The following is a 23154-nucleotide window of genomic DNA, read 5'->3' as shown; positions in this document are numbered from 1 at the left end:
CTTTTTACAATCAGCCAAACACCTGCTTGACCGCTTCCAGGTAGGCCATGCCGTTCTTCGTATCCGGCTCCAAATAGCTGCCTTCGGTCCATTCATTCCAGGCATTGATCGTGAACGCCTTGAACCCGTTGATGTCCCGGTCCAGGAAAGCTCTCATCCGCTCAAGCGACTGCCGGAACAGCTCCGGCGTGTTGCCGGACAGCATGCCCATATGCGGGTAGCCGAGATTCTCATAGACATCGGATTGTACCGTGCGCGGCGATGAGTCCCAGCCCATCGTCACGTTCGGGAGGTACGGCACGCCGTAGGCGCCGCTGAATTTCTCCCAATCTTCGGCGGACTTCTCCGCAATCTCTGCGTAAGGCGTCTCTGGAAACACCGGCAGCTCCTGATGGTGAATCCAAACATACGAGGATACGCTGTCGATGCCAAGCGCCGTAATCATCTCTGCCGGATTCGAGATGCGCTCCTCGCCCGGAAGAATCTGCACGCCCCATACGACCCCGTTCAGATGGAGCTCGCCAAGTCCCGCCGCGCGCACGCGATCTCGGAAGTCGTCCAGCGCTTCCTTCGTCGCATCGATGCCGCCAAGACCTTTCACGAGACTCATCAGCTCATACACCGAGAAGTAGAGCTTGCCGTCGACGCGCCAGTAGTTCGAGCGGTTGAAGTACGTCTGAATCATATGATCCGTTGCCTGCGTGAACGCCGTCCGGCTGACCGTCCCTTCCGCGAGCACATTGAGCGGCTTGCTCCGCTGAGCCGGGTGAATATCGATCCAATCGTGGTTCGCCCACATGAGCGCGAACTTCAAGCGGTCGCTGTTCGGCGCCTCAAGGAATCCCTTCTCCAGCGCGCGGTCCAAGTACGGACCATCCTCGTACCAGTACCAGTCGAAAATAAACGCGTCAATGCCGTGATCAGCCGCGGCGTCGATTTTTCGTGCCAGCACGGCTGGGTCTGCCTCGTCCTCGTAACCCCACAGCGGCACCTTCGGCTGCTCATGCCCTTCGAACCGCGGCGTTGCCCGCTTCGTCAGCTCCCATTCCGTCCAGCCTTTGCCGTGCCAAGCTTCGTTCCGCGGGTCCACATGATAGTTCGGAAAATAGTAAACCGCTGCTTCATACCGTTTGCTCATCGGCTGATACCCTCCCGGAGAATTGAATCCAGATTCAAAATTCAAGATTCTATTAGGTTCATCCTACATCAACCGGGTTGGTGATGTATTTGGAGCGTAAGCGCTTCTTTTTGCACAAACGGCGACAAGAACCCAACTACGACGACGAAGAGGACGAAGACGATGGAGACGATGAAAATAGTAAGGACGATGATCCGCGCAGCGAATCTCCATAGGCTCGCGGCGGCATCCCTTCCAGCTTCTTGAACAGGCGGCTGAAGTAATGGAGATCGTCATAGCCGCATTGCGCGGCGATCTCGGCGATAGACAGACCGCCCCTGCGCAGCAACTCCTTCGCCCGCTCCATCCGAAGCGTCGCTAGATAGCGGGTCAAGGACAGCCCGGTCGCTTGCTTGAACAGCGTCCGCGCATACTTCGGCGTCATGCCATAGCTGCGGGCAACGCCGTCGATATCGGGCTCGGCCTGGTCTGCATCGCCGCGCTGCATCAGCCCGATCATCTCGGCGATCATCGCTTTATGCGGGCTGTCCTGCTTGATCCCCTCCGCCGTATGCGTCTCCTCGAGCAGCAGGCCGACAATATCGAGCAGGCAAGCGCGCATCCGCGCCTGGTAGCCGAATGGCCGCGTGCTGAACAAAGCAAGCAGGTCCGCGAACCGCTCGGTCACTTCACGCGCTGCGCCGAAGTGCACATACGGCGGCAGCTCGAAGTCCGTGAACCGCAGAACAGGACGCTCCAGCAGCTCTTCCTGCACCGGCACTTCGGGCAGATTGGCATAATCGACGCTGACGTAGATATCATCAGAGAAATCCTGCTCCTCTCCCATATAGAGCGGATCAAAGTGGCAGGCGTAATACGAGAACGAGCCGCCTTGCGTAACTCGGCACGCATTCACGGTGAACGGAGGAATAACGTGCAGGTCGCCTGCTTTTAGCAGAAGCTCCTCCTCGCCAAGCGTGAAGAGCGCGCTGCCTCGCGTAATATAGATGAATTCATAGTCATAGATCACTCGCCGAGGTACACGGTAGTGCTCGTCGCCCTCATTGTAGTGCACATAACGCACATAAGGCGCGAGCTGCAGCAAACTTACACCGATTATCGAAGCCATGAAATAAGAGCCCTCCCCTATGTAATGATCATGCGGCAGGCAAATAACAGCAAAGCCGCGCACATAATCCGCACGAGCAGCACACCGCCGATCCGGCGGGAGATGATTGCGCCTAGCCAACCGCCAATGAGCGCACCCGGCGCCAGCGATAGGACGAGCACCCAGTCCCACTCCCCGCGGTACAGGTGGACGGCGCTGCCGAGCAAGGCGGAGATGAAAATTACAGCCATCGAGGTCGCTGTCGCAATATGCGGCGGAAAGCTGAACAGCAGCAGCATGGCCGGAATAAGCAGCACGCCGCCGCCAATGCCAAGCAGCCCAGCGACAAGCCCAACTATGCCGCCGATAAGCAGCGCAGGAAGCGCGTTATAGCCGTAGTGCTTGACAGTCCCGCTGTCATCGACGTACAAGCGGTTGTAGCGCCAGCGCCCCCGATACGGCTTGATCCGGCTGCGCAGTAGCATCAGAACGACCATGACCAGCATGAAGATACCGAACGCCCGGCGGAACATGTCCGGGTTGAAGAGCGAGGTAAGACTTGCTCCAGCCATCGACATCGGCCCGCTAGAGATGGCGAAGAAGAGCGCGCTGCGGAGGTCCGTCTTGCCCTCGCGCATGAACGTCAGCGTCGACGACAGCGACGTGAACACGAGTACGCCGAGGGAGACGCCGACCGCGAGCGTCGTATCGACATCCATGCCGAGCATAGACGGGCCGAGCAGCAGCAGCGCGGGCACGAGAATAACGCCGCCTCCAAGCCCGACGATAGCGCCGAAGGTGGAAGCGACAAGGCCGAGCACGAACAGGACAAGCATTGTGGGCAAGTCCCACATGAAGGCGTCTGGATTCACGAGTGATAGACCCTCTTTTCCAAAAAGTAGAATAATGGCAGGCAGCGTTTGAGTTAGAGTTTGAGTTTGAGTTTGAGTTTGAGTTTGAGTTTGAGTTGCTATATTGGATTTTTCCAATCATTTGAGCCGATTTCGGCGATTTTGCCCGGCTATATTGAATTTATCCATTCATTATCGGCTAAAAGCGCGATTTCCGCTTATACCGGACGGGAGTGGGTGGATTTTTCCATTATAGCTTGCAAATATTGCTCAAAGAGCCGTTCTATATTGGAAATATCCACTATGAGGGAGATAATCATGCAGAAGAAGCCGCTGGTTCGGCGGACTTCAACAGCTACTTGTATTATACCGTAACCGCAGCCGGATAGACTGCCGAACCTGCATGTTTACTGCCGGCAGATGGGCAGACTATATGCGCACCTGAGCCTAGAAGGAGGGACACCTGTGGATCAAACGAGTGATTTTGTAAACAAGCTGAATGACACGCAGAATAAGGCCGAGCATAATAAGAAAGGCAAGAATCCGGCCAAGCAGCTCGCCAACAAGCAGCATAGCACGAATAAATAGACGAAAGGCGTCAGCTTAGGACCTATATGGACCGGCTGACGCCTTTTTTAATGCGATCGGCAGCCTGTTCGCCGCTCTCGACCGCCCCGTTCATATATCCTTGATAGACGACCGAGGTATGCTCCCCGGCAAAATAACAATTCCCCCGCTGGCCCTCCGACTCGCCTTCGATGCCTGCGAACTTCGTAAACTGACCGATTTTGCGATAGGAGTAGGAGCCGAGCGAGAACGGATTATGCACCCAATGATCGCGTGCCGCCTTGCCGTTCCACTGCGCGGAGATGCCTGGAAGCAACGGCTCGAGCTGCTGCAGGAATTGATGCGCCCTCTCGATTGGCGATCCCAGATGCATGCCCTCCGCGACATGGCCGCCCGTGTACTGAACGAGAATGCCCGACTCGCCGGCCTGACCGCGAGTGACGTCGAACGTATTTTGATACCCCGTGTCCGCGATCGTATCCCCGTTGTAGCCAAGCTTCGTCCAGTAGCGCTCCTTGAACTGCAGATGGAGCTTGCTGTTTGCCCCCATGCCGAGCTCTTCAATCGCCGCGATTTTCAACGGACGAAAGCCAGCCTTGCTGTAATCGACCGAGCTGCGCAGAATGGAGAAAGGCAGCGTCAACACGACCACTTCTACTTCGATTTTATAGATTCCCGCCCGGTCCTGAAGTGTGAGCTGATACGTCCCGTCCAGCCGCTCCTCAATCGCAATCAGCCGAGTGCCTCTGCGAATATTGCCGGGCGCGAGCCTGTCCACGAGCCGGTGCACGATCTGGTCGTTGCCGCCCTTGACCTGAAACCGCTCATCCGATATGCCGAAGACCGAGAACGTATCGTCCTCCCCCACCTGTTCGTGCAGATAGATAAAATTCAGCGCGCTCTGCTCCTCAGACTCTGCCCCATACTCGATATTGCAGGCGATATCGATCAGCCTCCCGAGCTTTGACTTTGTGCCCCCAGGGACGCTCTCTTCAATCCAGTCGATAACCGACATCTGGTCCAGCTCAAGCGCTCTTGCCGTATACTGATTGTAGGTTGCCGGGAATCCCGCCTGCCGCACATCCGCGTTCAGCTTCGGAATGACCTGTCTGAAATCCGCGGCTGCCTCCTCAAGGGTATAAGGCTGTCCATCAAAATAGTAAAGGGGCTCCGTCCCCGCCGCCTGAGACGCGATCAGATCCGTCGTCGTCAGACCCAGTTCATCAATAAGCCCGCGCAGCGCCATATGCCCCGTATCGATCAGCATGCCGCCCCGTTCGATCACTTGCCCTTCGTCAAAAACCCCCCGCTTCGAATCGCAGCGCCCGCTAAAGCGCCGATGATCCGCTTCGAATATCGTCGCGGAATAGCCCGCTTGCTGAAGCCGGTAGGCGCACGTAAGCCCGGCAAGGCCTGCTCCGACGATCGCAATTCGCGGGGATGCGGACGCAGCGCGGCTGGGTGCAGGATCATGTCCCGCTTGCGATACAGGCGCGGGCCGCTTCGAAGGCCGTGAAGCGAGCGGATGCGGAGCCCGCCAATGCCAATCTTCATCTCCCATCGTTTCTTTATATCTCTCTCTGAACCAATTGGCTAACGCTGTATGCGGCATATCGAACGGGTCCCCCTTAGCGGCTTTTATGCTTGTCTGACAATCTAGCAATCTACTACTTCATGTATGTGCTTGCCAAGCGCTAAGAGGAACGGCATTCGTGCAAGTATGTGGAAATAAATAGAAAAGACGCGTCACCTCGGAAGGTGACGCGTCCCTTATGTTTCGTATGCTTCTGCAGGTGGACGAATTAGTCGGCGTAGCCTGCAATTCCTTTGTCCATCAAGTAGTCCATCTCTGCATCGAGAATTTGCTCGACAGTCGGCTCGTCCAGCTTGTGACCGGGACGGCTAAGGATGTAGTCGACAAGCTCGTCGCTGTCGATGTTCACTTCGCCGTTCTTATCTTCAGGCGCGTTGTTGATGTACGCTTGCTCATGCTTCAGCACCTGCTCGATGCTGGCCGGATCCGCTTTCGTCTTGCCTGCGATAAACGAGATAAGCTCATTCATATTGATCTGTTCGCTCATAGTTGTCATCTCCTGTGCGTGATTTAATAGGTGCTTTCATTGTAGCACACTTACGGAATAAGCAAAATTTTGCCTGTGCTCGCCCGGCTCTCCAAGTATCGATGCGCCTCTGCACCGTCTGCAAGCGGGAACGTCTTCGGTTCAACGAGCTGGAGCTTGCCTTCAAGCATGTCCGCAAAGAGCGAACCCGCCCGGCGATTCCGCTCCTCCGCCGTCGTCACATGGTTCCACAGATCGCCGCCCGTCAACGTCTTGCTCGTGTCCATCAGCATGCGCGGATCGACAGGCTGCGGGTCGCCGCCCGCCATGCCGAAGAAGACGACCGTGCCGCGCATGCGCACGGCTTTGAAGCTATCCATCAGCGTCGAGCCGACGGAATCGTAGGCGACATCGACGCCCTCAGCCTGCTGCTGCTGAGACCATGCCAGCACGCTGCTCACCCAGTCGTCGCCATATAGGAATACTTCGTCGGCGCCTGTGGCTAGCGCCGCTTCGCGCTTTGCCGGGCTTGACGTCAAACCGACGACTCGCGCGCCTTTCGCTTTGCACAGCTGGATCATAAGTTGGCCGACGCCGCCTGCCGCGGCATGGACGAGCACCATGTCGCCGGCTTGCACCTTGTAGCTGTCGTTCACGAGGTAGTGTGCCGTCAATCCTTGCAGCAGCACGGACGCGGCAGCCTCGTAGCTGATGCCGTCTGGCAGCTTAATCGCACGGTCAGCCGGTACGACGACGAACTCTGCATTCGCATGCGGCACATCGGCGAAGCCAATCCGATCGCCAACCCCAAAGCCCGTCACATCCGATGCGACTTCAACGATTTCGCCGGCTCCTTCGTAGCCGAGTATGTATGGCGGCTGGCCGACCAAGTGGTAATTGCCGCGGCGGCGATAAATATCGGCATAGTTCAGACCGATCGCCCCCGTGCGTACCTTTACTGTGCCTGCTTTGAGCTCCGGATCAGGAATCTCTTGCAGCGCCAGCACCTCCGGCCCGCCGAATGTATGAAACACTAAAGCTTTCATTCTGTCACCTCATCCTTAATATCACCTTCCCAGCTTACTCTTATGGGCGCTGCGGCTCAAGTCGGCGCTTTGCGGCTAGTTTACGCTTGCAGCACGACTCGCGCACTCTATCAGCACGCTTTTAACCCATATCCACTTAACATGCCTCACGCTCAGCACGCTCGCCCACCTGGCTAAGGAACTCAAAGCACCTTATTCGGCCTTTTGAGTCGATTTGGAGCGCTAAGGAATCGTATGAACACTATTCGTCTCAAATTGGTCCTTTTTCCCTGAAGATTGTCCCAATAAGGCCTGTACGGTTCCTTAGAAATTCATGAATGGAGCTTTCGGCGAAATAGTGCTCGTACGGTTCCTTAGAGGGATCGACCCGGCGGGAGCCTCCGCAATTTGAACTTGCCCGATGAGGGCGGTACAATTAAAAGGAAGTGTTTATACCGTTTCGTGTTTCTTGGAAGGAGGATTTACAAATGAGTGAAGAAGTTGTGCAAATCGCAGGCACTGCCAGTTGTCTTGGACGCGTTCTGATTGTGACAGCGGTCGATGCGGAGCGGGACGCCGTGCTGCGCGGACTGCAGGGCAACGACCGGTTCGATGTCGTCGCTGCAGGCGTTGGCCCTGCCGCAGCAGCGGCGGGCACCGCCGCGAAGCTGGCCTCGGCGGGCACGGGGGCCGGCGCTTGGGCGTACCGCCTCGTGATCAGCGCCGGCATCGCGGGCGGCTTCCCTGGGCGGGCGCCTATCGGGTCGCTCGTCGTCGCGACCGACATCATCGCCGCCGATCTCGGGGTCGAGACCCCGGACGGCTTCGCAAGCGTGGATGAGCTCGGCTTCGGCTCATCCCGCATTGCGGCCGACGCCCGCCTCGCGAGCGCGCTGGCGGCGAAGCTCGGCGGCGAAGCCGGCCTGACCGTGAGCACGGGTCCTGTGCTCACGGTCACAACGGCGACGGGCACCGCCGCCACCGCTGCGGAGCATGAGCGGCGCGTGCCCGGCGCGGCCGCCGAAGCGATGGAAGGCTTCGGCGTCGCAACAGCAGCGCAGCAAGCGGGGGTTCCCGCGCTGGAGCTGCGCGCAATCTCGAACGCGGTCGGCCCGCGTGACCGCGATGCGTGGCGCATCGGCGATGCGCTGCGTGCGCTCGAACAAGCTAGTACATTTCTTGCGGAGGTGCTCTTAGGATGAATATAGCGTTCTCGCCTTGCCCGAACGATACGTTCGTTTTTCACGCCCTGGTTCATGGGCTTATTCCAGGTGCGCCGGAGTTTAACGTCACCTATGCCGATATCGACATCACCAACAATCTCGCCGCGAACCGGACAGGCCCGGAAGTGCTGAAGATTTCCTACGCCGCACTCCCATGGGTGCTCGACGATTACGCGCTTCTGCCTTGCGGCGGCGCACTCGGACGCGGCTGCGGTCCGCTCGTCCTGACCAAGGACGGCTCCACGACGGCAGCTTCGCTTGCAGGCAAACGTGTCGCAGTACCAAGCGAGCGCTCCACGGCCTACCTGCTGTTCCGCCTCTGGGCAGCACAGCAAGTGGCCGGCGGCCAGATGGAAATCATCGTCATGCCGTTCCATGAAATTATGCCTGCGGTCAAGGAAGGCACGATCGATGCCGGCCTCGTGATCCACGAGGCCCGCTTCACGTACCAGAACTACGGCCTGAACCTGCTCGCCGACCTCGGCAGCTGGTGGGAAGCCGATACAGGCCTGCCGATTCCGCTCGGCGCCATCATCGCCCGCCGCTCGCTCGACATCGAGTCGCTCACGACTTGGATTCGCGATTCCGTTGAATATGCTTGGGAGCATCCCGAGGTGTCCCAAGGCTACGTCATGGAGCACGCGCAAGAGATGTCTCCCGATGTGCAAAAGCAGCATATCGCACTTTACGTCAACGAGTTCTCCGCGAATCTCGGCGAAGACGGTTACGCAGCGGTTGAAGCACTGCTCGGTCGCGCCGCCAAGGAAGGACTCGTCCCCGAGTTCGACCTCGCCAAGCTGCGCCGGTAAACTAATAGAGAAAAAGCACAACCTGTGATGGTTGTGCTTTTTGTGCTTCTAACTGTTACCACAGCGCCTATTTGCCCAGAAACAGCCCTTCTTAAAATCTAAACGGTTGCCATAGCGCTTATTTGATCCAAAACAGCCGAATTCGCTATCAACATCGACAAATAGCCGACGCAGCAACCGTGAGCGTTCCAAAATCGCCTCTTGCGGCCAGATAGCCCCCGTGGCAACCGTTTAGCGTGCAGGGGGCGCGCGCCGGCTCTATTGCGGCGAGCCCGATCCGCCCATCACCGCAATAACAATACCCACCGCTACCGCGACCCAGAACAGCACGAACAGCGTGATCTTCCACGCGCTTCGCGGCACGCGGCCGATGACTTCGCCGGTTTCGCCGTTGACCATGTACCGGTACGACTTGTTCTTGTACATATAGCTCGCATTCCACACCGGCAGCAAAATATGCTTATACGTCCGGTTCGAATACCTCGTATCGATATCCAAATTGCGAACCTCGTCGCCGTGGATCTGTCCCCGAATTTCGCTTCGGAGCGCCGAAGCCATCCATTCATCCGCCTGCTGCGCGCCTTCCTTCAGCGAGACGGTGTATCGCTCCGCAATGAACCCGCTCAGATACTCGGGTTTGTACGGCACCAGGTCCTCCAATTCGAAGTCGTTCAGCTTCTTCAGCAGCTTGCTGTCATACTGCCCAGAGGCAGGGATGAGCACGTCATCGAACACACGGTCGTAATCGCCGCTGCTCCAATGCCATACGGTGTAGCGCACCTGCTCCGTATACGTCTCCGTCTTGCCGTTCACGACTCTTGTGCGCGTCTCATGCCGATAGTGATACGTACCGATCTCCACCCGATAAGTCGAATACGACTCCGCATCGAATGTCCAGAAAGGGACATAAACCCCGTTCACGCTCGAAGTAACGGATTGCTTCTTAAAAGCGCTCGGGATGAACCATCGCCGCTTCCGCCACACATTGAAGGCCGTCACAGCTTCATCCTTACTAATCTGAAAAGGAATGAGCGACTCCGGACGGATACTGTCCGCCGCCCCTTGCGGCAGCACCTTCGGCGAGGAGCAGAACGCGCAGACGAGCGCGGTCTGGCTCTCGGGCAGCAGCATTTCGCCGCCGCAGCTGTCGCACTTGACGACCTGCTGCTCCACGCCCCAATCCGTCAAATGAGCATCATGCTCATCGTCAAAATCAAGCTCATATTCAACCGGTTCTACACCAGCTTCTGCCTCAATCGCAGCCTCACTGCCGCAATAGACGCATTTCAACGACTGGCTGTCGACATCGAACTGCATCTTGCCGCCGCACGAAGGACATGGAAAGGACGTCGATTGGTCATCGGCCTTCAAGGACTCATTGGTCGCCATAATCGAATCATCCTTTACATTTTAGTGCCGCAGTTGGTACAGAACTTCATTCCAGCCTTCCGAGGCGTACCGCATTCTCCGCAGAAGATGAGCTCCGGACGCGCAGTTCCGCACTCGGAGCAGAATTTATCCTTCTCCCCGAGCGGATGGCTGCAGTTGCTGCATGGCACCGTACTTCCAGCCTGCTCCTGCCCAGCGGGAACCGCTTCTTTCGCTTCTTTCGCCTCGCTCGCCATTGCATCCTTCGCCTCCGGCGTCTCAGCCGGCTTCGCCGCTCCAGCAAGCGATTGCGTGAACAACTGGCCCATCGAGAGTCCTGCTCCGAGTCCGACTCCCGCTCCCGCCAAACCGTCGCCTCCGTGCTCCGCCGCTTCCCGGATCGCTTCGGCAGATTGGAACTTCACATACTGATCCAGATTGCCCGCGATGTTCATCGACGATCTGCGGTCGATCATCTTCTCTACATCCTCAGGGAGCGAAATGTTCTCGATCACAAGCGCCGTCAGCTCAAGCCCGATCGCCGTGAAATTCAGCTGCAGCTTGGCAGAAGCCTGCGCGCTCAGCTCATCGTACTGCCTTGCCAGATCAATGACCGACACATCGGATTCCGCAAGCAGATCGCTCACGCCTGACACAATCATCGTTTTGAAATAGCCGCCGATTTGGTCGGGATGAAATTCTCCTTTTGCCCCGAAGATGCCCTTCATGAACAGGGCCGGATCGGTCACTCGGAACGAATAATTGCCGAAGCCCCGGGCGCGAATCACGCCGATTTCTTTATCTCGCATAATGATGGGGTTCGACGTGCCCCACTTCTGATCGGTAATCGTCGTCGTATTTACAAAATACACATCCGCTTTGAACGGGGAGTTGAAGGCATGCTTCCATGCTTTAAGCGCCGTCAATACAGGCATATTCTGCGTGCTGAGCTTATACATGCCCGGTCCGAACACGTCTGCGATCGTGCCCTCATTCAAGAAGATGGCAGCCTGGCCTTCGCGGACCGTCAGCTGTGCACCCATCTTAATGGCATTATCATACGCAGGGAACCGGTATACGATCGAATTCGTATCCTCCACCCATTCGATGACTTCAATAAACTGGCCTTTCAAGAAGGAAAACAGCCCCATTTCTTCCGCCTCCAATCGCGTTAGCCGCGCTCCAATAATTGGTTATTAATCACTTCGATTATACGGCAAAAGCGCCTCACGGGGATAGCAAAAAAGGTTGAGCAGAAGAGAAACTCTTCTGCTCAACCTTACACAATCCAATAATTAGTGACCCATCATCATTGCTTTATCCACTTGCTCTGCACCTGGAGCCGGAGTTTCAATCTGCGGCTTCGGCTTGCGAAGGAACAAACTGAACACGATACCGAACAACACAATGCAGAATGACAGGAAGAACGTATCGTGAAACGCGTTGACCGCAGCATCAAGCGGATTTCCGTTGGCACCGATCGTCTTCATGTGATCTGTCGTGCGTGTTGTCATGTAGCCAGTAAGGCCGGCAACTGCGAACGAAGTCACAACCTGCTGAGCCGCTGTCGTAAGCGGCGTAACGCGCGTCACCAAACGACGCGGCGCCGAGTTCAATACATGTGTGTTCAGAGACATCATCGACAGACCCATGCCGCAGCCGATCATGAACAGCGGAATGAGGATCATGATGAGCTTCGTATCGAGGGTGATGTTATGCAGCAGGAACATCGCGCCTCCGACGAGCAGCAAGCCGACCAGCGCCAGCGGACGCGCGCCGATCTTGTCGAACAGACGACCGCCGATTGGCATGAAGATCATGGAACCAATGGCTTGCGGCAGCATAATAATACCTGTCTCAAGCGGCGTGTAGTGGCGGATCTGTTGCAAGAATACCGGCATCAGAATCATCGCGCCAAACAGAGCGATTTGAACGATCCAGACCAGCAGCGCGCCACGCGTAAAGTCCGAAGAACGGAACACGCGCAGCTCAAGCAGCGGCTGCTTGTGACGCAGCTCAACGAAGATGAACAGAAGCAGAGCAATACCGCCGCCGATCAGACCCCAGAGCGTGTTCTCGGCTGACCAGCTTACACGGCCGCCTTCGCTTACGCCGTATGCCAGGGATGCGAATGCGATTGGTGCCAGAATCATCCCGACAATGTCCAGAGCCGGCGCTTTATTGGACTCCCATTTCGGCAGATATTTCGAACCTACGATAAGACCGACAATACCGATCGGCAAGTTGATCAAGAAGATCCAGTGCCAAGATACAGCTTCAATCAGCCAGCCCGACAGAATCGGACCAAGTGCAGGAGCAAGCAGCATCGGTATGCCTAGCATGCCCATAATCGAGCCGCGCTTATCTTGAGGAGCAAGACGGAAAATAATCGCCATACCAATCGGCATAACCATACCGCCGCCAAGACCTTGAATGACGCGGTAAATGATCAGCTGTTCAACCGATTGTGCCGTTCCGCAAAGAACGGAACCGATCGTGAATAGCGTGATCGTAATGAGAAATATGCGTTTGGAGCCAAATTTATCGGTCATCCAGCCGGCAAGCGGAATAACCGCCGACAGTGCGAGTGTATACCCCGTAAATGTCCATTGCACCGTATTAATCGTCGCGTTAAACTCCGTTTGGAATTTGGTCAGCGCTACGTTAACGACCGTGCTGTCTAGAATAACCATAATCATACCGACGATAACGGCCAAAAGCGGGGCAATAATGCTCTTGATCGAGAATTCGGCTGATGATGCCGTTGCTGTTTGTTGAGACATCGTTCTACCTTCTCTCCCTGTAATTCTTCTCTCTTGATTCGTGACCAATCGTTTTTGTTGAAAACTCATCGGTCACGACATATAATATCATCAACAGACAGTCCGTTGTCAATCCTTTTTTGAAGAGGGGAATCACTTTGAGTTTGCTTAAAGATAAAATTATCGGATCAGCCATGCAGATCTTCTCGCAGAAGGGCTATGCTGCCACTTCTATCCAAGATATCGCCAACGACTGCGGTATTGCCAAAGGTTCTTTATATAAAATTTTTGCATCGAAGGAAGACTTGCTCGTGGAGGTGTATCGGAACCGGGCGCAGGCCATGTTCGATGAAGCGGATCGGATCAAGTCGGATCTGTCGCTGTCGCCGCGAGAACGATTCATTCGGCAGTCGCATCGCCAGTTCGAGTTCTTCCTGGAGTTTAAGTACAGCATAAAGGACTTCTATGAACTGCCCATGAACGAAGACGGCGCCTTCTCCAAATTTCTTAAACAGATGCGCTCGCAGATGCTTTGTTCTTTTGCAGAGATGATCGTCAATGTCTATGGACCTGAGGTTGAGAAGAACAAGTGGGATCTCATCTCGCTGTACGCCGGCATTTTGAAGGAATATATGATTATGACCACGCTTATTACGAGCCCGTTCGATTACAATCGGATGGCAAACTTTGTCGTCGACCGTATGGACGAGATGGCTGCAGGCATTCTGAAGTCGAAGCCTGAGCCGATTCTGAATGCCGAGACGATGTCGCAGTTTATCGAAAGCGGCTTGCATGGCTGCCACGTTCCGGCTGATGAGCAGCTGCACATGACGCTCGGCAAGCTAATGAGTACCATCCAAGAGCTGCAGGTAACGAACGCGCGCCGAGCAGAGCTCCATGAAGCAGCTCATCTGTTGAAAGAGGAAACCGCTGATGAGCGTCCGCGTATGGTGCTTGTTCGCGCCTTGATCGGCCTGCTGCAAACGCAGCACGAATTAGTCGTTATAGCCACGCAGCTGGAGAGGCTGTGCGAGACCAAACGCGCCAAGTTGCTCTAATCGCCTCATTCAGACACCATTCAGCCCAGACGTTGACCCGCCTGGGCTTTAGCTTTCTTGGCTATGACAAATGCGATTACTTCTCCGTTTCATGCGCCAGTGCTTCTTCGGTAATTCGCTTAATATCGATGGATGGGATATGCTCCTCGATAAAGTTGTACACCATTCCTTCCTCCACCTGCTGAATTAACAGACGAAGCTGCCGTGACGAATGCTTAACCGGCGTCTTAATGTCCCCAATGAAGATTTCGCCGTAATCGTGGCTGCTCGTAATCTCATAAAGCTTCTTCCAATTGACGACGGCGCCGTTCTTCTCTTCGATATCCGCAAGCGTCTTCGCATACTGAACCACTTTCCAGGAATGCGCGGCAACGCTATGTTCTTCAAACTTGAATTTGCCCGGGCAGCGAATGATGCGCTCCAGCTCGTTCAACGATCGAAAGTACGTATGAATTCCCATTCCATGCCCCCTCTAGTCGGATCGCTCACATGTAAATTTTCGTGCGGCATTTTTCTAGTGTAAGGGCAACCTGTGAAGGCAAGATTAACTGTAATGACGTGTTTCGTTAAAAGCATTCCGGGAAATTCAACCATCAAAGGAAGAGAGCCTCACCGATGGGACGGCAAGGCTCTCTAGTGTATCAATTCGTAACTCGATCCTGCAACTGTTGCAATATGGCAGGATCTTTAATCTTCCGATCCTCTGCCAGCAGCAGCACCTTCGATATCACTTCCGCTGTCCGCGGATCTTCATCGACGAATGGCAGGAACAGCCTTCCCCGCTGCTGACTGTGAACCGGAATGATGTTCAGTGCGCCAGCTGCCTGTCGGTGGACGATACCACTGCCAAGATGAACGGTATATTCGCCGAGCGCTCCGACGATAAAAGCTTGCGAGCCTTTGATGGTCACATTGTCGAGCTTCAAGAGCGGCAACAATTCGCGTACTAATGCAGCGCGCATCTCGACTGTAGACAGACTTGCTTCCGGATCAACGCCGCCGACATGAGCAACACTAACGACAAGGTCGATATCGCGCATGATTTCAGAGAAGAGCACCGGCGGAATCTCCGATACATGCAGCGGCTTTCCGGTGCGGCGGCTGTAGTAAGCGACGGATTCAATCGTCGGCGCCTCAACTTCAGCCGGCGAGAACCAATCCGCCATCGCATACATCGTGGCAATGACATCCTGCTTATGGAACACCTTTTGCAGGCCTTCTTCATAACTCACTGTCCAAAGGCGCGATTTCAGCAAGGCTGCTGCCTTGCGTGGCTGAATCTGATGTCCCGCATAACGGCTTGACGTTGTGCCTTTGAGCAGCTCATCCTCGTTCGGCAGATACAGCTCGCGGAACACTTGCTTGAATGGCTGTACCGTCTGACGCGCCATCATCTCGCGCTGATACAGCGCCCATGTGCCGCTCATAAAGAGATGCACAGGATGAGCCACCCAGACGAGATCGCTATCGCCAAGCTGCGTCTCCACGCCATCCGGATCGAGAAGTCCGCCCCCGGTTAAGTATCCAAGCTCTTCGCCTGACTTGAACACCAATGCCTGAATAAGCGGCGCAATGACCCGATTCTCTTGAATGATGCGAAGCTCCTCGAAGGTGAACGGCTCTTCCGTCACCATGGCCCGCTCCAGCGCTTCCCTCGAACGGCTGTACTGATCCTTCAGCTTCTTCTGTACTTCCTTCAGCTGCAGAACCGTCTCGTTCTTCTTCAGCTTATCCGGCAGCTTGCTGACAGGCTTACCCGCCTTGGCCACTTGCAGCATCGTCTTGCCTGAAGCGTCCAGCGCCAATTGGAGCTGCCAGTCTTCCACCGTCATAGGCTCGAAATAGACGGCGATCTGCTTAAATTGCTCCGCCTCCACGCGCCATGTCATCCGCGTCACGTCCGAGAAGCCCGCTCCGCGCGCCAAATTATCGAGCGCGAGCCGAACCGCCTTCCCTTCGCTGTCCCGTCTCTGCGCGCCGAACTGCTTGCTCTCCTTCGCGAATTGCTGCAGCAGCTCGTATCGCCGGATAAGCGCGCCCTGCCTGTTGTCCTCCGGCAGCGGAATGAGTCCGAAGCTAAGCACATGGTTCTTGTTCCGCTTCGAAGAAAGCTCGGCGCCGACCTGCTCGGCATCCAGCTTGCCGAGCACCGCATCCGCGAACAGCTGCGACCGCCTGTGATTGGCGCCGTCAGAGATATACTTGGCGCTTTCATAGACATATCGGAACCGTTTCTCGCCGATCGCCTTATACGCTTCAAGGAACCATGCGATGTCGAAGGCGCCCTCGTTCAGATCCATCGGCGAGATCGGCGAATACCGGCCGACGATCGTTTCCTTCTCCTTCGTGAACATCTCGCTGACATGCGCATGGAAATACCAGCAGGTCGAGGCCAGCCCTTCCCAGCCGAGATATTGTTCGACGATGCTTACCCATTGCGGCGCATACATGGCGACATCAACGAGTCGTTGATCATGGATTTGATGCCCTTGCAGCAGCGATTTCAACGTATCGGCATCCTCGCCGGCGGCAGGATAACAGCCCTTCAGCAGGTGGCTGATCATCTCTTTCTTCGACTTGCTGCCCCAGGAGTAGAAATATCCTCTTGCGAGCGAATCCTTCTGCCCGAGCCCGAGCAGGCACTGGACCATGTGCCGCATGCCCTCGTAGCGGTCCACCTTTTGCGCCAAACGGCTGACCGGCGTGTCGCTGTCTCCCCGCTTCAGCTCGATCTCGACAACCCGCTGAGCGACATTGGTAACCACTTTCGCTGCTTTTGGATACGTGGTCAGGCTAGTCTTGATATGCTCACGTTGCATAGACTGCAGGTGGTCAACGCCAGCCGGCCTTCCCAGCAGTTCCTTATACAGCTCAATCTCCGTAATGATGCCAAGCTCCAGCGCTCTCGCGTATGCAGCCAGATCAAGAACTTCATCCGCTTCCCATTCATGGATTCTTGCGTAGCGGTACAGCAGCTTGAAGCCTTCCTCGAACCGCTTATCGTCCCGCTGATAGAACTCCTTCAGTTGCCTGATCCAGAAGCTAACCTCCTGCGCTTTGACCACATCCGTGAATTCGATCTTCTGCCTCTCGTTATGGTAGTAGACGCGGGAATGCTCCTGCGGGAAAATCACTTCCTGAATCGCAAGCGGCTTATGATGATCGGCGATTCCTTGCTTCAGGCTCTCATAAACATCCGCCGCGGCTTTATAAACGATGTCGTAGCACGCCTCTTTATCGCACTCGTCATACAAGAGTTCCAGCAGTTGCCCAATCATTCGCAAGTATGGCATTCCTTCTCTCAAACGGTCAAACTGGTCGATCGCCGAGGAATTCAGCCACTTCTTCACCGCAAGAATCGGGAACGACTTCAAGAACGCCTCAAGCGTAACCACATGATGCCAGTGATCCGGCCGAGATAGACTCAAATAATACTGCAGCTCGATCAACCGAGCCGGCGTCAGCTGTTGCTTGCGGGCTAGCGCGCGCCATTCCTCTGCAAGCGGATAATCGTCAAGCATACGATCTTCTCGTTCGCTGGTTGTACCGGCCACAGGCCGAAGCCCCCATTCGAGCGATCCGAGCAGCAGCTTCTCCCGACCGCCGTCATAGCTGTCGACTTCATACTCGAAATCGCGATATGCGCCGATCAGCTCGCTCCATTCCTTTAACCGTGCATGCAGCTCAGCAGGCGTGGAGCTTAGGATATCCGTAATCCCGCTGAAATCGGGCCCTTTGCCCAGCAATCGCCCGATCATCGATGGCGAAGCCTCCGGCTGCTCCGGGAACGAAATGAACTCGAGTGAAGGATCATAGAGTCCATAGCCGTTCTCAGGACCGTAGCTCTCCGTGTCCGTTCCGATAATTTGCTCCATCAAGACGCGTTCGCGCGCAGATGGCGCCGTCATCTCTCCCACAAGCTGCGTGCATGCCTCATACTCAGCCGTATTCGGCTGCAGCGACAACACCAAGTCCAGTCCGCCAAGCCGCTTATCTTCCTTCTTATCGGACAGGAGGCGCTCAATGGAGGCCACAAGTTGTCCCTGAGGCTGACCCTGCAGCAATTGAATCGCTGTCTTGCGAATGTCGCCGGCTTTGTACTGGAGCAGATCCTCGACGGTTCTCAGTTCGGGAGAAGTAAGCTTAAGCCGCTCCACCGCTGACTTGGCAACCGCTCGGACCTCCGCGCTTTTATCTCCGAGCATCGCAAGCAGCAGCTCCCGATCGGCAGCCTCAATATCACCTATCGTGCTGAGCCTAAGGGCCGCGCCGCGAATATCCGGCTGCATTTTATCCCGATAGCCGAGCAGCAGCTTGCACATGGAAATATCCCCGCAGTTGTACGAAACGGAGAGCATTTTGCCGCATATTTCATTGGCGGTCAGCGCCGAATCCGGGAATAGGCCATGACTTGGCAGCGTAAGCTCCTTGCCTGGCATCCGCTCCAGCAGCTGTCTTAACTTCTCGAATAGCGTCCAGTCAGACTCCGACCCTTGCCCGAGCTTCAAGTCGCTCAATTCCGAGTATCGGATATGATAGATATTGCTGTTGGCATACAGATTTTTCGCTGCCCAGCCGAGTACTTCCAGATCGGAATTCTCCAAGAAGTAAACAGCGATCCGCTGCTGGAAATCCGATGCCTGGCATTGCATGACGAACTGGAGCGCAGCCACCTGCTGATACTTGGCACCATGCTCCGCAATATCGATGATCTTCTGCACCGTCTGCACCATTTCGTTGAATGCGGCCGCCCAAAGCCCGATATACAGCAGCTGGCTGTCTTCGCTTTGCAAGTATTGTTCGCGAAGCTGGTCATCGGTCAAGCCTGCATAAGCCGCTTGCAAGCACTTCTTGATGACCGACGGCTTAAGCGAGTCCAGCGATAGTCCCGTCCATACGTCGAAAGCTCTCACGATGGAGGAGAAGCGCCACATCTCTTCTTCAATAATGATTCCGAGGATGTAGATGAAGCCTTCCCGGCTCGTCTCATCCATGCTTTCGGCAATCGTTTGGCGCAGGCCCTCCTGCAGCTTCGCCGCTTTCAGCAAATCTCCTACGTACCGATGAGCTTCGGCGCTGCTGCTCATGAGCAGGCCTTTCACAATATTGCGAGTCAGCAGCCCTGCGCTATTATCCTCGTAGATGATGGCACGAGCTTTTTCCAGAAGCTCCGCATTGCCCTTATCCAGCTCGTACGCCATGTAATCGCACAGGAACGGATAGTTCGCCATGTCTGAGACGATTAACGAAGGCTCATACTTCTGATCCAGCGCTCTAAACTGAATGGCCGCCCACAAGCGCGTCATGTTTCTTTCCATATGTACAAAAGTCTGTTCGCTAGTCCGGAAGGAACGGCGATAGTAGCCTTGGCTGTACGGATATTGCGTCGCACGGTCCCACAGCTGCCTGAAGATGGCGGCGTGTTCATCACCGAGCAGGAAACGCAGAAGCTCGTAGTCCTCCCCCGCAAAAATCTGCTCGATATGCTGCGTTCCCTCGCGCCACAGAAGCGCGATCACGTCCTCTGTATGCCTGTGCCAAGCATATTCGTTCTCCATGTCCTGAACGATTAGTTCAGCGATCTGCCGGTGCCGCTTGCCAAGCTTCGAAAGCCGCTGACGAAGATCGGCATAGTACCGTGCCATTCGGTCCTGCTGCTCTTTCGTGAAGTCCCTCATCTTGATTATCTCCTCCTCATTACCACATACGGCCTGCCAGCATCGTTAACTTCAGAAACAGCACGCGGTCATTCTCTTGAAGCGCAAGCTGCGCATCCCATGACTCGACCTCTGTTTCGTTGATGAACACTTTGTATAATCCATCCCGAAAGCTCAGCTCCGCATTCTCGAGCGCCTTCGCCAGGTCTTGCTGATTCGGGTTATATCGCACGCCGAAGCCGACCTTCCCGGTCTCCGACTGTTCTTTGATATCTTGTTCGGTCAAAGCATGCAGAAGCAACTCATCTACCGTTCGATTGTTGTACTGCTCGACATTGATTTTGACGACTTGCTGAATAAATTGCTGCAGCGTCTCTGGGCGAGCTTGCAGCTGAAGCACATGTTCTCCGATAATAGGCTTCCGTTTGCCGATTTGTTTCACAAGCACGTAAATGTTCACGGGAACCTCCTTCTCAATCTCCAATATCCGGTCTCCGATCTGACCCAATCAGTTGGACTTCATCACTCCCTACATTCTTCTTTTTCTAACCGCTTTCCTGCTTTCGGTACAATTAGGCGGACAATGGAAAAAGCGCCGCACAGACATCATCCATCTGCACAGCGCTTCGGCATTTCCTAGCCAAGCACGAACCCAAGCTTCTTCGATTGACCATCGGTCATCCACTCCCTGCTGCGGCCTTTGTCATAATCGGACTTCATCTCGGCAATGAGGTGCTCGAGGTTCACCTCGTTCTCATAGTGCATTTGCAGCGCGGCAGAAGCGTACAGCTCGCTCAGCTGCGCGAGCGTGAAGCCCTCCGTCCGGCGTGCCGTATGCATAAGCGCCTCGTCGCTGATGAAGCGGCTCATGCCTTTATAGAGCAAGTAGTCCCTGCGCATCCCTTCATTCGGCGACTTCACTTCGTATGCACGGTCGAAGCGGCCGGCGCGGTTCATGAGCGCGGGATCGATCCTCTCCGGATAGTTCGTCGTGCCGATGAGGTAGATCCCCTCCTTCGACGTCGCTCCATCTAGGATGTTCAAGAAGTACGAACGGCAGGACTCCGGCATGGAGTCGATATCCTCGATCACGAGCACCATCGGCGCCATCTGGACAGCTGCCGCGAACACCTCTTGGATGGAGCCGCTGCTCGTGTACTCGGTAATTTGCCAGTAGGCGACAGGCGCGTTTGTGGTCGACGAGATCGATTTGACGAGCGTCGTCTTCCCGTTGCCCGGTTTGCCGTAGAGCAGGATGCCCCTCTTGTATGGGATGCCATAGGTTTGGAAGAACGAGCGGTCCTTGGAGAAGAACTCATCGATGGAGCGGTAAATTTGCGTCTTCAGCTCCTCTTCCATGAACACATCGCTCCGACTGACCTCCACCGTGACCTTATGACGCTCCTGCTCCAGACCATCCCGCGTATCGGTGAAGATGATGATCTTCGGGTCGGACAGCTGCCGCTCCCGCATCTCGCGCAAGAAACTGAGCATTCCTTCATCGGATGCAGCGAATATCAGATTTTCATATCCGAGTCCATTTACCGTTGTACGCGGCACTCTGGCGAACGCCACTTGGTGCTTCATATAGATAAACAAGTTGTTGAGGACGGCTGGCCTGATCTTGTACCCGCTGTTCTTCGGATCGTTGTCCGTGTTATACACGAATACATTCGTTTCCACGAGGTCGAACAAGCTTGCGGCATGCTCCACGCCCTCATAGCCCCGGCGCAGGTCCTCCTCCAGCCCATTCCACGCTTCGTGGCTGTCATCCTGGTAATAGAGCTGAATTTCACTCCCGAACCTGTCTGTCAGGAATGAAGTAATCTTCCGAACGACGGCAATATAGTTAAAATACTCACTCTGCTCCCGCGCGCCTCCGCCACTCACGATAAAAGGCGGCTTTGCTGATTTCACTCTCATATTCGTCATATTCGTCATATGTGTCACACCCCTTTGACGGCCGCCAGCGGACGGCACTTCGCTACAACCGAAGCGAGCCGCGCCTCCACGACGCTGTCGATAATTTGATCTACATCTTTGTAAGCTTGCGGCGATTCATCGATGAGCGACTCCAGCCCCCGGTGGTTCAGCACCACTTCGTCGTCCTGCCCGATGCGCATCGAGGAGGCAAACTCGTCGACTGTGACGAGCTGCTTCGTCGCGTTTCGCGAACGGACCCGGCCTGCACCGTGGCAGATGGAGTGGTAATTGCGCGCTCCCTCGGGTGCACCGACCATGATGTACGATGCCGTTCCCATGGAGCCGGGAATGAGCGCCGGGTGGCCAGTTGCTTGATACGGCGCCGGATTGTCCGGGTGTCCGGCCGGCAGCGCACGCGTCGTTCCTTTGCGGTGGATGAAAAGCTCTTCTTCTTCGCCGGATCCGCCGAAGCCGGGGCTCAAGCTAAAGCTCTCTTCACAGGCGTAGTTGTGCATGAGATCGTACAACGTGCTCAGCTCCGCCGCGGAGCCGAACGTTTCTTTGAAGGCATCGCGCACGGCAAAAGCCATCAAGTGCCGGTTCACCGTCGCGTAATTCAGCGCCGAGTACATGAGGTTCATGTACGTCTGGCCGGCTTCGCTGTCAAGCGGCGCGTAGACCAGCTTCGGATCGGCCGTTCCGAGCTTCAGCTTGCTCATCGTCTTCGCGACTTGCGAGATGCAGTACTGGTTGACCGAGCCGCCCCACGAGCGGGAGCCGGAGTGAATCATGACGGCGACCTGCCCGTCGCGGATTCCCCATTGCTCGGCGATGTGCCGGTTGTCTTCATGGATGCGCAGTGCCTGAATCTCGATAAAATGATTGCCGTTCCCGAGTGTGCCCAGCTGCCGGTGAGCGCGGTGAATGACCTGCTCCGGCAAGCGATCGAGCTCGCCCTCGTCGAAGCGGAATCGGCTGCATTCCACATGCGTGAGCGAGGTCGCCTTCTTCGGCGTGTAGGAATCCGGCACATATTTGCCCGGGAGACCGTGAAGCCCTTTGCGCACAACGTCCTCGAGACGTATGTCGGAGAAGTAGCCTCGGGCGTGATTCTCGACCGGGATGCGTTTCTCGATCGCCTTCACCAGCTTGCGGCGCAGCTTCACGTCCTGCAGGTCCTCCTCTTGCAGATTGGTCAGATGCACTCGCATGCCGCAGCCGATATCGCTGCCGACAATCGACGGCGATACGAAGCCGTCCCGCATGCCCCACACGGCAGTCGTGCCGATGCAGGTGCCTACGCCGACATGGGCGTCAGGGGTGTAGCTCATATAGCGGATATTCGGAATTTGCAGGTTGTTGTTCGCCATCTCGAGCACTTTGGCTCCCATGGCATGGAATAAATCATCATGGGCGAATACGTGCAGATCGCCTGCTGGCAGATCGATTCGCCGGTAATAGGAATTGTTGACGTTAGGGTTGGTGCTCATATAGGTGTTATTTCTCCTCGTTTTGAAAATGATGAAAACACAATCGAGTAGGCCCATGCGCAATTGCATGGGCCTCTCACAGATCCGGACGTGCGGGTCATCGCATCCGGCTCCTCCATGATTATCCCCGTTGGGG

At 55.7% G+C, this 23154-nt stretch carries 17 protein-coding genes and 1 pseudogene; 4 read left to right on the top strand and 14 right to left on the bottom strand.

Features of this window, described 5'->3' with window-relative positions; genetic code table 11:
- Positions 1-10 precede the first annotated feature (10 nt).
- The 3 genes from A8990_RS05810 to A8990_RS05800 all read right to left on the bottom strand — a co-directional run bounded on the left by A8990_RS05810 (position 11) and on the right by A8990_RS05800 (position 3097).
- Positions 11-1138: a glycosyltransferase WbsX family protein gene (locus A8990_RS05810; protein ID WP_116188081.1), complete on the bottom strand. Its 1128-nt coding sequence runs from the start codon at positions 1136-1138 to the stop codon at positions 11-13.
- A gap of 136 nt (positions 1139-1274) precedes the next feature.
- Positions 1275-2246 (bottom strand): AraC family transcriptional regulator, encoded by a 972-nt coding sequence (locus A8990_RS05805; RefSeq protein WP_116188080.1) that lies wholly within the window; start codon positions 2244-2246, stop codon positions 1275-1277.
- Between the two features lie 17 nt (positions 2247-2263).
- Positions 2264-3097, bottom strand: coding sequence for a sulfite exporter TauE/SafE family protein (locus A8990_RS05800; RefSeq protein WP_245995861.1), 834 nt, complete (start codon positions 3095-3097; stop codon positions 2264-2266).
- Positions 3098-3541: 444 nt separating this feature from the next.
- Here A8990_RS05800 and A8990_RS05795 point away from each other — a divergent pair, with 444 nt between their 5' ends.
- On the top strand, positions 3542-3664 hold the full coding sequence (locus A8990_RS05795) for a DUF4023 family protein (RefSeq protein WP_116188079.1): 123 nt from the start codon (positions 3542-3544) through the stop codon (positions 3662-3664).
- A 22-nt stretch (positions 3665-3686) separates the two neighbouring features.
- Here A8990_RS05795 and A8990_RS05790 read toward each other — a convergent pair whose 3' ends face one another.
- From A8990_RS05790 to A8990_RS05780, 3 genes are all read right to left on the bottom strand, one after another.
- Positions 3687-5255 (bottom strand): flavin monoamine oxidase family protein, encoded by a 1569-nt coding sequence (locus A8990_RS05790; RefSeq protein WP_245995860.1) that lies wholly within the window; start codon positions 5253-5255, stop codon positions 3687-3689.
- A gap of 190 nt (positions 5256-5445) precedes the next feature.
- Positions 5446-5724 (bottom strand): hypothetical protein, encoded by a 279-nt coding sequence (locus A8990_RS05785; protein WP_116188078.1) that lies wholly within the window; start codon positions 5722-5724, stop codon positions 5446-5448.
- A gap of 50 nt (positions 5725-5774) precedes the next feature.
- Positions 5775-6749, bottom strand: coding sequence for a quinone oxidoreductase family protein (locus tag A8990_RS05780; RefSeq protein WP_116188077.1), 975 nt, complete (start codon positions 6747-6749; stop codon positions 5775-5777).
- A 467-nt stretch (positions 6750-7216) separates the two neighbouring features.
- Between A8990_RS05780 and A8990_RS05775 the strand changes: the two genes are divergently transcribed.
- Both A8990_RS05775 and A8990_RS05770 read left to right on the top strand, forming a co-directional pair.
- Positions 7217-7930 (top strand): futalosine hydrolase, encoded by a 714-nt coding sequence (locus tag A8990_RS05775; RefSeq protein WP_116188076.1) that lies wholly within the window; start codon positions 7217-7219, stop codon positions 7928-7930.
- Positions 7927-8760 (top strand): 1,4-dihydroxy-6-naphtoate synthase, encoded by an 834-nt coding sequence (locus A8990_RS05770; RefSeq protein ID WP_116188075.1) that lies wholly within the window; start codon positions 7927-7929, stop codon positions 8758-8760. The genes A8990_RS05775 and A8990_RS05770 overlap by 4 nt, the downstream gene beginning before the upstream one ends.
- Positions 8761-9018: 258 nt before the next feature.
- On the opposite strand, the gene A8990_RS05765 is transcribed toward A8990_RS05770, so the two are convergent.
- From A8990_RS05765 to A8990_RS05755, 3 genes are all read right to left on the bottom strand, one after another.
- Entirely contained in the window at positions 9019-10149 is a 1131-nt protein-coding gene (locus tag A8990_RS05765; protein ID WP_116188074.1) for a TFIIB-type zinc ribbon-containing protein, read from the bottom strand.
- 14 nt (positions 10150-10163) lie between these two features.
- Positions 10164-11279: an SPFH domain-containing protein gene (locus A8990_RS05760; protein WP_116188073.1), complete on the bottom strand. Its 1116-nt coding sequence runs from the start codon at positions 11277-11279 to the stop codon at positions 10164-10166.
- Positions 11280-11423: 144 nt separating this feature from the next.
- On the bottom strand, positions 11424-12911 hold the full coding sequence (locus tag A8990_RS05755) for a DHA2 family efflux MFS transporter permease subunit (protein ID WP_116188072.1): 1488 nt from the start codon (positions 12909-12911) through the stop codon (positions 11424-11426).
- A gap of 137 nt (positions 12912-13048) precedes the next feature.
- Between A8990_RS05755 and A8990_RS05750 the strand changes: the two genes are divergently transcribed.
- Positions 13049-13948, top strand: coding sequence for a TetR/AcrR family transcriptional regulator (locus A8990_RS05750; RefSeq protein ID WP_116188071.1), 900 nt, complete (start codon positions 13049-13051; stop codon positions 13946-13948).
- 97 nt (positions 13949-14045) lie between these two features.
- On the opposite strand, the pseudogene A8990_RS05745 reads toward A8990_RS05750, so the two are convergent.
- The 5 genes and pseudogenes from A8990_RS05745 to A8990_RS05725 all read right to left on the bottom strand — a co-directional run.
- Positions 14046-14408: pseudogene (locus tag A8990_RS05745) on the bottom strand (YfbR-like 5'-deoxynucleotidase); the annotation flags it as partial.
- Between the two features lie 181 nt (positions 14409-14589).
- The gene (locus tag A8990_RS05740; protein ID WP_116188070.1) at positions 14590-19626 is read right to left on the bottom strand and encodes a DUF4132 domain-containing protein; all 5037 of its coding nucleotides are present in this window, start codon (positions 19624-19626) and stop codon (positions 14590-14592) included.
- Between the two features lie 19 nt (positions 19627-19645).
- Positions 19646-20065, bottom strand: a complete 420-nt coding sequence (locus A8990_RS05735) for a hypothetical protein (protein ID WP_147306779.1) — start codon at positions 20063-20065, stop codon at positions 19646-19648.
- A gap of 176 nt (positions 20066-20241) precedes the next feature.
- A complete protein-coding gene (locus A8990_RS05730; protein ID WP_116188068.1) occupies positions 20242-21546 on the bottom strand; it encodes an ATP-binding protein in 1305 nt (434 codons plus the stop codon).
- A gap of 5 nt (positions 21547-21551) precedes the next feature.
- Positions 21552-23018 carry an RtcB family protein gene (locus A8990_RS05725; protein ID WP_116188067.1) on the bottom strand — a complete coding sequence of 489 codons (1467 nt, stop codon included), beginning with the start codon at positions 23016-23018 and terminating at the stop codon, positions 21552-21554.
- Positions 23019-23154 lie beyond the last annotated feature (136 nt).

This window comes from Paenibacillus taihuensis (genome assembly GCF_003386535.1).
Classification (GTDB): domain Bacteria; phylum Bacillota; class Bacilli; order Paenibacillales; family Paenibacillaceae; genus Paenibacillus_Z; species Paenibacillus_Z taihuensis.
Note: the sequence above shows the minus strand (reverse complement) of the source record. Positions and strands in the feature narration are given on the sequence as shown.